The organism is Bacteroidota bacterium, from assembly GCA_016713765.1.
Taxonomy (GTDB): domain Bacteria; phylum Bacteroidota; class Bacteroidia; order AKYH767-A; family 2013-40CM-41-45; genus Pollutiaquabacter; species Pollutiaquabacter aromativorans.
Window position 1 is genome coordinate 236,178 of sequence record JADJON010000003.1, and the last position, 11,370, is coordinate 247,547.

6 protein-coding genes and 1 pseudogene are annotated in these 11,370 nt (G+C 52.5%); 1 reads left to right on the forward strand and 6 read right to left on the reverse strand.

The window, feature by feature from the left end; translation table 11 throughout:
* Positions 1-20 precede the first annotated feature (20 nt).
* Positions 21-1,194 (reverse strand): annotated as a pseudogene (locus IPJ96_11810) (homogentisate 1,2-dioxygenase).
* Positions 1,195-1,433: 239 nt separating this feature from the next.
* Here IPJ96_11810 and IPJ96_11815 point away from each other — a divergent pair.
* Positions 1,434-3,068, forward strand: a complete 1,635-nt coding sequence (locus IPJ96_11815; GenBank protein MBK7911015.1) for a hypothetical protein — start codon at positions 1,434-1,436, stop codon at positions 3,066-3,068.
* A 58-nt stretch (positions 3,069-3,126) separates the two neighbouring features.
* Here IPJ96_11815 and IPJ96_11820 read toward each other — a convergent pair whose 3' ends face one another.
* From IPJ96_11820 to IPJ96_11840, 5 genes are all read right to left on the reverse strand, one after another.
* Positions 3,127-6,399: a vitamin B12-dependent ribonucleotide reductase gene (locus IPJ96_11820; protein MBK7911016.1), complete on the reverse strand. Its 3,273-nt coding sequence runs from the start codon at positions 6,397-6,399 to the stop codon at positions 3,127-3,129.
* A gap of 137 nt (positions 6,400-6,536) precedes the next feature.
* The gene (locus IPJ96_11825) at positions 6,537-7,613 is read right to left on the reverse strand and encodes a c-type cytochrome (GenBank protein ID MBK7911017.1); all 1,077 of its coding nucleotides are present in this window, start codon (positions 7,611-7,613) and stop codon (positions 6,537-6,539) included.
* A 6-nt stretch (positions 7,614-7,619) separates the two neighbouring features.
* Positions 7,620-8,357 (reverse strand): hypothetical protein, encoded by a 738-nt coding sequence (locus IPJ96_11830; protein MBK7911018.1) that lies wholly within the window; start codon positions 8,355-8,357, stop codon positions 7,620-7,622.
* A gap of 121 nt (positions 8,358-8,478) precedes the next feature.
* A complete protein-coding gene (locus IPJ96_11835; GenBank protein MBK7911019.1) occupies positions 8,479-9,867 on the reverse strand; it encodes a cbb3-type cytochrome c oxidase subunit I in 1,389 nt (462 codons plus the stop codon).
* Between the two features lie 78 nt (positions 9,868-9,945).
* Positions 9,946-11,322, reverse strand: a complete 1,377-nt coding sequence (locus IPJ96_11840) for a tryptophanase (protein MBK7911020.1) — start codon at positions 11,320-11,322, stop codon at positions 9,946-9,948.
* Positions 11,323-11,370: the final 48 nt, after the last annotated feature.

Sequence of the window (11,370 nt, forward strand, 5' to 3'; positions counted from 1 at the left end):
TGGTATGGTTTTGTCAATAATCAGGCGTTGGTAGTTTCTTTGTCGAGCCAGGAGAGGTAATACTCCGGTACCTCGAGCTCGAGGGCGGTTTCGGTGATCATGACGGGATGGAACGGGTCGATCATCACCGCGAGTTCTTTTGTTTCCTTCTGACCGATGCTTCGTTCGATCGCCCCGGGATGCGGGCCGTGCGGAATACCGGCCGGATGGAGCGTCAACTGACCTTTGTGGATGTTGTTTCGGCTCATGAAGTCGCCATCGACATAATACAGTATCTCGTCCGAATCGATGTTGCTGTGGTGATAAGGTGCCGGGATCGCTTCCGGATGGTAGTCGTACATGCGCGGCACGAAGGAGCAGATCACAAAATTCCGGCCTTCAAACGTCTGGTGAATAGGAGGCGGCATATGGATGCGGCCGGTGAGGGGCTCGGAAGTCGAAGATGGAGAACGCGTAAGGATAATGATAGCCATCCCAACCCGCGACATCGAACGGATGGAACGCGTAGGTGTACGGGAAAATCGTCCCCCGCTTCTGAATCATGATCTCGAAGTCGCCGGGCTCGGCATGTGTTTCCAGGTTTTCCGGACGGCGGAAATCTCGTTCGCAAAACGGCGAGTGCTCGAGCAATTGGCCGAAATCATTGCGGTATCGACGTGGTGTAAGGATCGGCCCATTGGACTCGACGAGTAAGAGACGATTTTCGGCATCATCGAAATTCAATTGATAGACAGTACCCCGGGGAATGACCAGGTAATCGCCGTATCCGAACCGAATCGAACCGAACATGGTCTTCAGGGTACCAGACCCCTTGTGTACGAAGAGCATCTCGTCCGCGTCGGCGTTCTTGAAGAAGTAACCAGCTGTTTCGGACGGCGCCATCAACCCGATGCGCATGTCATCGTTCATGAACAGAATCTTCCGGCTGCGCAAATAATCCTGCTCCGTGGGAATTTCCAGTCCGTGAAAACTCAGGCTTCGCATGTTGTTCTCAACGGCCACTTTCGGTAGGATGCCAAAAGGCTTTCCCGTCTGCTTTACCCGTGTCGGCGGATGCAGGTGGTAGACCAGAGAGGACATGCCACTGAAACCCTGTGTTCCGACGAGTTCTTCCTGATAGAGTTGGCCGTTGGGTTGACGAAATACGACGTGCCGTTTTGCAGGCAGCAACCCCTGTCGATGGTAGATGGGCATAACGAATCGGTTGGTTTTCAAAATTGCTTTTTCAACTAAGCATACCGAATGACCATCGTCACATCAGTTCCTGACTAAAATCATCTCACCAGCCACGTCAAGGGTCGGAACTTGGTATGCCTTGCCAGATGATGCGCGGAGCGAAAAACCCCAAATTGCCAGTACGCTCCAGAAAGCGGGACGTGAAGCCTAAAATCACGCCAATTGGGGAGTCTGAGGTATTGGCATTTCGGAATACGTTGCTCCAATTCGATGCGGATCACGCCACCGAAAAAGCGGACATCCTAAACACCCTGCTCGGTCGACCGATTCGCTCCGTCAAAGTCTTCACCGCTTACCATGACGCATTGCTATTAGCTGAAGCCTATGCTCCAGACGAAAACCTGTATGCCCGGTGTCGGCAGGAACTCCAGCGCTTAACCGATCTTTCCCTCCAATGGTGGAACAGCACGGATGAGCGAAAGCGTTATGCACTATCCGGAACCGGGATCGCGAATTCATTGCTGGTCGGATCCTTCAGCTTTGAACTCGTTCAGTGGTTGGTGAAGCGGTTTCCAGAATCGTTCGGACTGGAAGGACAAGATGAAACCGAGCTCCCCTTTCAGGAACTGCTTTATCGGGGCCTTCACCCGAGCGAGAACGGGGTAACCGAAGAACGCACGCTTGAACTAAAACCCTGGTTGGCCAGGTTCAACGGTGATCAACGACTTCTAAGCAGACTGGTCAGGATCTTTCAGGAGTTGCCGGTCTCACAAGAATTGCGCGACCTCTTGTATGAAAATCAGAAATTGTATGTAGAAGCCCGTTTGGACAAGCCGGAGTTGACCAGAACGTTGGCACGTTTTTCCGCCGAGCCAATTTACTTCCACAGTTCGCTACTTCGCAAAATTAACTTCGAGGAAGAAATATCCCGACCACTGCCAAAGCCTATTTCCCTGAATGAGAGGCAGCGACAATCCCTTTGGACAAACGCTCGCGTTACCTTGTTCAACCTCTTTCGGGAGACAGACCCGGTAACCTTTACGGATCCGGAGGAGACACGCTGGTATCCGGTCGGACGTGGAACGGGGATCGCGTTGTTCTTCCTTCGGCCGAATCGGCGCTTACCGCTTGATAGTTATGTGGGCTACGTTGCCTACAAGAATGGTTTACCACAAGCCTACGGCGGCAGTTGGATCTTCCGGGGACAGGCCAAGATCGGCATCAACATCTTCCCGGCATACCGCGGAGGTGAGTCTTCCTGGCTGTTCGCCCAACTGATCCGCACGTATTCACAAGCGTTCGGGGTGAAGACATTCGCGGTGGAACCGTATCAGATTGGAAAGAACAATCCGGAAGGGATCGAAAGCGGCGCCTTCTGGTTCTATTATCGCCATGGTTTTCGACCGCTTCAGGCGGAACTGCGAACGCTGGCTGCAGAGGAATTTGACAAGATCAATGCTATTCGTCGATACAAATCCGCGTCCTCCACGCTCCGCAGGCTGGCGGAATCGGATCTGTTGCTGTTACCCGATGGAAGCGACGCCCAACCGTTCCCGATCCGCTATAGCCGGTGGATGACGGAACAGTTCTCCAGTCACTTCGATGGTGACCGGAAAAAATTCGTTAGCAAATCGATCCAATTCTGTAAGCGGCTCGGATTGCTACCCGAACGGATTCTCAACGTTCAGGAGCGACAAAGTCTTGAACTGCTGGCACCCTTCGTCATGGCAGTGTATGGCAACACGACGGCGCCTCCTCCATCGTCCATGGTCCACTTAAGCAACTGGCTTTTGTCGCGCTATCAAAAATCCGAATCCGAGTGGCAGGAGCTTTCGGGAAAATGCGTGCATCTCTTCGAGCGACTGGATGCACTACTCTCCGGGGATAGATGAAATCCGCAGACAATAAAACAAGCGGATCCGGTTGGATCCGCTTGTTAGTTGCCTATGCTCAGCTACAACCCAGGCTCGTTCCGCAATTCAGGCACTTGTAACAACTGCCCGACCGAATGGTGATGTGTCCACAGTTATGACAGACGGGAGCGTCGCCCATCATGCCGGCAAGGTATTCCTGTGTTTGCTGACCCGCCAGCTCCGTGTTGATTTCCGAAGGTTGGGTGTGCCTGACTTCAATCGGCACGGACGACTTGTGTGAGACCGGAGCCTGGGGAGGCACCTGGACCAGGTCCGTTCGATCCAGATACTCCAACGCGAGTAAACGGAAGATGTAATCGATTACCGAAGTGGCGGAACGAATATTCGGGTGTTCCACCGGTCCGGACGGTTCAAAACGGGTGAAGATGAATTTCTCCGTCAACTCCTCCAGGGGTACACCGTACTGCAGACCGATGGACACGGCGATGGCGAAGCAGTTCAACAGCGACCGGAAGGAGGCACCTTCCTTGTGCATGTCGATGAAAATTTCCCCCAAAGTACCATCGTCATACTCACCAGTTCGAACGAAAATCGTTTGTCCACCCACCTTCGCCTTTTGTGTAAAACCGCTGCGGCGTGCAGGAAGTCGTTTGCGTTGCACAATGTTCGAAAGCTGCCGTTTGAAAACCGTATCGGAGCTCGACTGGATGATGCGTCGTGCCGCATCCAGCACCTGATCAGCGGTCAGGAGTTCGCTGTTGATTTCCTGCGTCAGTGCAGCAGGTGCAGCAGGTGCATCCTTCTTTTTGGTTCTGGCGGACAAGGGCTGCGACAATTTGGATCCGTCGCGATAAATGGCAACCGCCTTCAGGCCCTTCTCCCAGCCGAAATGGTAAGCTTCCAGGATATCCTTCCGGGTTGATTCATGTGGGAGGTTGATCGTCTTAGAAATAGCGCCGGAAATGAACGGCTGTACCGCGGCCATCATCCGGATGTGTCCGAGCGGTTCGATGAACCGCTGCCCGATCTTCCCACACCGATTCGCACAGTCGAAAACCGGGAGATGTTCCTCCCGCAAGTGAGGTGCGCCCTCGACGGTCATCGTACCGCAAACAAAAGCGTTCGCTTCCTCAATTTGTTCTTCCGTAAAGCCCAGGTGCTCGAGCAGGCTGAAGTCCGGATCTTTCTTTTGGGCCGTCGTGATACCGAGTTTTTGCAATGATTCGTCCTGCAGGGACCAGACCGTTACGGCATAGCGAATATCAAAGGCCGACAGGCACAAACTGTCAATGGCCCTGATCTCGGCTTTGGAAAGGCCCTTCGCCTCCAGGGTTTCGTGGTTGATGACCGGTGCGCCGTAGAGTGTACCGTGTCCCTTAGCGTACTGTTCAATATCCTGAATCTGCCCGGGCGAATAGCCCAATCGCTTCAGGGCCTTGGATACGCTTTGATTCACGATCTTGAAATATCCGCCGCCGGCGAGCTTTTTAAACTTCACCAAAGCAAAATCCGGTTCAACGCCCGTCGTATCGCAATCCATGACCAACCCGATCGTCCCCGTAGGAGCGATGACACTCACCTGGGCATTTCTGAACCCATGACGCTCCCCTTCCTGCAAGGCGTTGTCCCAGGCATGGCAAGCCGCTTTGAGGAGGTAATCAGGGCATCTGCCTGCATCGATCCCTTCCGGTTTGACCGACAATCCTTCATATGCATCGTCCGCATGATAGGCGGCATAACGATGGTTGCGAATTACACGCAGCATCGCATCCCGGTTCTCCTTGAATTTTGCGAACGGCCCGAGCGCGGAAGCCATTTCCGCCGAGGTTGCATAGGCGGTACCGGTCATGATCGCGGTGAGCGAAGCGGCGAAGGCTCTTGCTTCCGGGCTGTCATACGCCATTCCTGCTACCATGAGCAGGGATCCCAGGTTGGCATATCCAAGGCCCAGGGTCCGATAGTCGTAACTGTTTTGCGCAACTTCTTCGGACGGATATTGGGCCATCAAGACGGATATTTCGAGGACAACCGTCCAAAGCCGGCAAGCATGCTCATAAGCCTCTACATTGAAACGTCCTGTCACTTCATCATAGAATCGGATCAGGTTCAGTGATGCGAGATTGCATGCGGTATCGTCGAGGAACATGTATTCCGAACAGGGATTGGACGCGCGAATGCGTCCTCCATTCGGGCAGGTATGCCAGTCGTTGATCGTAGTATCGAACTGTAATCCGGGGTCAGCGCAATGCCATGCTGCATCACCGATGTCTTCCCAAAGTTTTTGGGCGCTGACGGACCGGATGACACTACCGTCGGTCCTGGCCCGAAGATCCCAATTCCGGTTCTGCGCCAGCGCGGAAAAGAACGTATCCGGAACACGAACCGAGTTGTTGCTATTCTGTCCGGAAACCGTGGCGTAGGCTTCGCCTTCGTAGTCGGACGGATATCCTGCAGCAATCAGAGCCGCTACCTTTTGTTCTTCCTTCGCTTTCCAGAGAATAAAGGATTCGATTTCGGGGTGATCGATATCCAGGCAGACCATCTTCGCAGCGCGACGGGTGGTCCCGCCTGATTTGATCGCACCCGCGGCACGGTCTCCGATCTTAAGGAACGACATCAACCCGGAAGAATAACCGCCACCGGAAAGTCGTTCGTGTTCTCCGCGAATGGAAGAATAGTTCGTTCCGACACCGGAACCGTATTTGAAGATACGTGCCTCACGCACCCAAAGGTCCATGATTCCCCCCGGGTTGACCAGATCATCCTTCACGGACAGTATAAAGCAGGCATGCGGCTGTGGGCGTTCATATGCCGAAGCCGATTGACGCAATTCCCCCGTATCCGGATCCACATAGTAATGGCCCTGCGGCTGACCGGTGATGCCATAAACCGAATACAAGCCTGTATTAAACCATTGCGGAGAATTGGGTGCGGCCATCTGAGCGAGCAGCATATACACCAATTCCTCATAGAATATGTGCGCGTCCCGCTCCTCTTGAAAATATCCGTAGCGTTTTCCCCATTCCACCCAACAGGACGTCAATCGATGAACAACCTGGCGAACAGAGGTTTCACCGCCGGTCGTTCCATCGGTTCGCGGCACGCCGGTGCGACGAAAATACTTCTGGGCCAGAATGTCGGTTGCCACCTGCGACCAACCTGCCGGCACCTCGACACCGCGCATCTCGAAGATCGGATCGCCTTGCGGATTCCGGATGATCGAATCACGCAACTCATAGGTAAACTGATCGAAGGCCGAAACACCTTCCCTGGTAAACAATCGACGGATATGCAGGCCATGCTTTCCGGAAGATCCGGCCGAAACACGATTTGTTTTTGATTTACTCATAGCTGATTGAAATTGGACAACGAAGTACCATCCAGGTCGAAATTCAAAAAATGACTTTTCATAGGTTCTCCTAAATATAATAAACAAACCGCCGGGGAAAAAATTCTCCGGCGGTCGAAAACTTTACGAATATTCAGTTAGAATGGATTTGCGAAATCCGGATTGGTCAATATGGACGTATCCGTGAACGTTTTCAAAAACGCGACCAGATCCGCCTTCTCCTGTGCCGTCAATTGCAATCCGTATTCTTTGAAGGGCTTTGTCATGATCGGATCGATGTTCAATGAATTCCAATGAACGCCCGAATTATAAAACTCCACCACCTCCTCCAGGGTGGAAAACCTTCCGTCGTGCATATAAGGAGGTGTCAATTCGATGTTCCTCAAGGTAGGGGCGCTGAACTTACCAATGTCGCTTGAATCTCCGGTATACAGGAACCGCCCCAGGTTCTGCCCGACAAAGACCGTGTCCATACCGTTATTATGAAACAGATTATTGGTCAGCAGAGCGGTACCATGACAATGAAAGCAATCGCCTCGTTCGGTAAAGAAGATATTGCTCCCATCCGACTCTTCCGGCGTGAACACTTCCTGATGCCGCATGACGCGGTCATACTTTGAATTCGAAGAAACGATGGTGCGAATAAACTGAATGATTGATCGTGCAAGCTGGTGCTTCAGTTCTTCATCACCGACAGCATATAAATCACTAATGCCCAATGCTTCATAGACATAGCGGGGATACAGGGCATGCCCGCTCAATCGTGCCCGGATCGTATCCATGTTGGAATTAAAAAACTCCGGACCAAAATCCGCCAACGGCACATGCTCCATCACCGGCTCCTGTCCGTACCACTCAAAATCCGGATTGAATGTCAGGTTGATTACCGGCGGAATGCTGACGGATTCACCTGCGGGATTTACATGGATGGATCTTGCAAACGCTTCGTCCTGTGGATGACAAGAGGAACACGACTTGCCATTGGAAGACAGGATCGGATCATAAAACAACATTCGCCCGAGCCGGACTCCTTCCACCGTCAGTGGATTGCTCTCGTAGTATTTCGGCTGGGGAAAACCGGCCGGAACATTGAACTGATACGGAGTAGGTTGATACGCTTCTTCGGGTTCATCCGTCTTGTCCTTCCGACAAGCGGAAACACTCAGGGCCAATCCGCCAACGAGCAACCAACCGGCAATGGTGAGTTGTTTCATGATCTATTAATTTAATCTGAATACATCAGGTCCGTTCATTGCCAATTTCATCATGGCCGACATGCTGCCCATACTGGAAGAACCGTCGACATTGAAATCATAGATGGCCGGGTTCCGAAACCATTCATTCAAGTTCATGGTCATGGTAAAATTGACCGCGGTGGATTGTACGGCTACCCGTTGCCAGATCGCGGTGCTCACCAGGTTCTCATTGCGGCCGAGGTGCATGGCGAATCCGTGCTGTACGGTATCGGTATAATATCCTTCAAACTTCATGAAGTGATATCCGCCACCCATCGGCACCGGCCATTCCATGCCTTGATTTTCAGAAGTCGCCGGCAAGGCATCAGTCTGATTCAAAACCGAATCCAAACCGATATTGAATTTCAAACCGATATAATCATCCAGCGGAACCGAAGAAGCTGAAAAGGAGCAGAACTGGCTTTGCTCCGCATCAACATATTGGAAGTCTTTCAACAATACCGTACTGCTGTCCGCTTTCACCAGTCGCACATCCGATAAGTAATAGAACAGCCGTGTGACGCTGTAGGAATAACTACCCGCGGGATGATTATACCACTGCGTGTTGTATACCAACGCATCACCATCCACTTCATGCTGCAGGGAGAAAGTGACTGTCGATGAAGTCGGAGCAGGTGTCGGAGTTTCTTCCTCGTCCTTTTTACAGGAGGATAACAGCGCTAAGCCTGTTAATGCACTGATCAATCCGAGTTTATAGTTCATAGCACTCTTATTTTGGTTATTGATTAAACTACATTATTCGCTTCAATCCGTCCATGATAGCGATCAGATATGAAATGATCTTCCTGGATAATTCAAGTAAAATGAGCGGAATTCGACACCGTCAGCCATTATCGGTTACAACTTGCATTTCCTTTTCCGGTTCACTTTCAGTTTTTACGCTTTTCACGGGTTTCAGTAGCGCTCTTAGAAATCTCCAACCCACGAATCCAACCAAGGCGCCAAGGATCCAACCTGCAAAGCCGAGGTAGCGGTAATACGGAAGGAGACGTAAACCCATTTCCGCGAAAGTCAATTGTTGCCGAATGGCATCTATCCGTAACCAACCCGCCAGCAGCAATCCTGTCCAGAAGCACAATAACAAACACTGCATGGACCACAACAGCCAGGAAACCGACCGGAGTTCATTCGAAGGTTGATCCTTCGCATTGGGTTTGAATGCGAGTGAGGCAAACAATAAGTTCGTATTGATACCGATCGTTGCCCCCATGGCATGAGCGACCGTGATATGCGTTCCATGCGTAAAAGCATTCAGAGCAGGAATCGACAATAAAATCGCCAGCGCAAGGTTCAAGAGCACCCATGCATCCGCGGCAAAAATCCACCGTCGTGCTTCCGTGTTCCAATGTACTCGGGCTTGCCGTGCATCACGGAGAAAATTCCAGAGGATCCTGGCCAGGAGCAGCAGCTCCGTCATGCTGACACCATAAGCGATGTTGCGCAATACCGCCGCGACCGGCAGCGGATAGATATGATGCCCCCAGTTGAATAGTAAATTGAGAAATCCGAGCAGGTACACCAGAAATACATCGCGTTGAAAACCCCGTCCGACGTTTCCGTCGATTCGTTCCAGGATAAAAAAGCCGCCGCCATAAATCAACATGTTCCAGGAACCCACCATGGAGCCAAGGGATTTCCATTGGATCGTCAGGTCACGAACGACCGTTCCGCCAACCGACGGGATGAGCCAGGAGAATGCTTCGATGTAGGAAAACAAAAACGCAACGATACCGGTCGCGAACATCCAGGCGTAGACCGGCCAGGAACGCGGATGGCCTGCGTTGCTGAAGAATATCGCCGCGAACAACAACCAGGAGAGAAAATAGCCGATACCCAAAACCGGCGGAAACTCCAGGTACTCGCGACCACCATAACGTCCCGACAGCAGCGCAATCAGGATCAGCAGCGATGTTCCGGAATGGAGCACAAAATGAAACGATCCCCAACGAGCCGGCTTCCGGCTCTCGGCCCAACGCGTTTGTCGCTCCAGCCATGCATAGACCCCGCCAATTCCGCCACAGAAGATCCACTGCACCACCAGAAAGACATGTAAGGGACGGGATCGCGCGAATGAAAACGAATCGCGCCAGAGCGAGGGAATCGCATACTGCAGGATAGCCGTCAAGCCGAAGACCAAACCCAGCAACAGGAAAATCAATCCCAAGACCTGGAACCGTTCCCCTACCCGCTTGGGAAAACGTATGCGCGACATGCCGCCAAGAAACGGCCGAACGAAGTTTGGAAAAATGATCGGACTCAACCGACCAGATATCAATTCACATTCCTGAAATCAAAGTCGCTCGAAGTGCGCCGTAAAATGACGCAGGAATTTCGGCTCATAGCTGATCCGGAAACCTTTGGCCGCGTCCCGCTCCTTCAACGCCGCTTCAAAGACTTCGACGACATAATCAATGTGGCTCTGCGTATAAACCCTTCGGGGTATGGCCAGTCGCACCAGGTCCATCGGCGCCGCCACGAGCTTACCCTGCTCATCGTACTTGCCAAACATCACCGATCCGACTTCAACGCATCTCACCCCGCCCAATTCGTATAAAGCGCAAACCAGCGCCTGACCGGGATAGTGCTCGATCGGTATGTTCGGATAAAAACGCCTGGCATCGACATAGACGGCATGACCGCCAACCGGAAACAGGATCGGGACACCCAAGGCTTTGAGTTTATCGCCCAGATAGGTCGTGCTCTTGATTCGATAGTGGAGATAATCCGGCTGGAACACCTCGCGCAATCCAACAGCGATGGCTTCCATGTCGCGGCCGGAGAGTCCGCCATAGGTGGCAAATCCTTCCGTAATGATCAACAATTGCGTACAGGCATCGGCCAGGGACTTGCTACGCAGTGTCAGGAATCCTCCCATGTTAACCAGCGCGTCTTTCTTCGCGCTCATGACGCAGGCATCGGCCAGCGAGCACATTTCCTGTGCAATCTGCAGATAGGTCTTCCCGCTATAACCTTTTTCCCGATGACGGATGAACCAGGCGTTCTCCGCGATGCGGCACATATCGAGAATGAACAAGATACCGTGCCGGTGGCAGATATCACGAACGGCACGGGCGTTACCCATGCTGACGGGCTGTCCGCCGCCACTGTTGTTCGTAACGGTAAGAATGACTCCGGCGATTGATCCGGCACCTTTCTGTTTGATGAGTTGCTCCAGCACTTCTATATCCAGATCGCCCTTGAAGGGAAAATCACTCTCAAAGTCGCGCGATTCCTGTACCGGGATATCGATCGCTTCCGCGCCGCTGAACTCGATATTCGCCCGCGTGGTGTCGAAGTGCGTGTTACTGATAAAGGTCTTACCCTTCCCGCCGATTTGACCATAGAGGATTCGCTCGGCGGCACGGCCCTGGTGAGTGGGCAGGATATACGGCATACCCGTCAGTTCGTGCACAGCATCGCGGAAATGCTCCCAACTTCTCGCGCCGGCGTAGGACTCGTCTCCGTCCATCATCGCCGCCCATTGCCGGCTCGACATCGCCGAGGTTCCACTATCGGTCAGGAAGTCGATTAAGACCTGTTCACTCGACAGCAGGAAGGGGTTGTAATGTGCTTCGTGCAGGTAGCGTACCCGATCCTCACGGGTTGTCATGGAAATCGGCTCGACGCTTTTGATGCGGAAAGGCTCTATGATGGTTTTAAAGTTCACCGGTCTTCTACTTTAATCGTGTGAATGCTATTATTTTCTTTCGGTAGT

Coding starts and splice junctions, on each gene's coding strand:
- IPJ96_11820 (MBK7911016.1), bottom strand. CDS start 6,399: ATGAGTAAATCAAAAACAAATCGTGTTTCGGCCGGATCTTCCGGAAAG.
- IPJ96_11835 (MBK7911019.1), bottom strand. CDS start 9,867: ATGTCGCGCATACGTTTTCCCAAGCGGGTAGGGGAACGGTTCCAGGTC.
- IPJ96_11830 (MBK7911018.1), bottom strand. CDS start 8,357: ATGAACTATAAACTCGGATTGATCAGTGCATTAACAGGCTTAGCGCTG.
- IPJ96_11825 (MBK7911017.1), bottom strand. CDS start 7,613: ATGAAACAACTCACCATTGCCGGTTGGTTGCTCGTTGGCGGATTGGCC.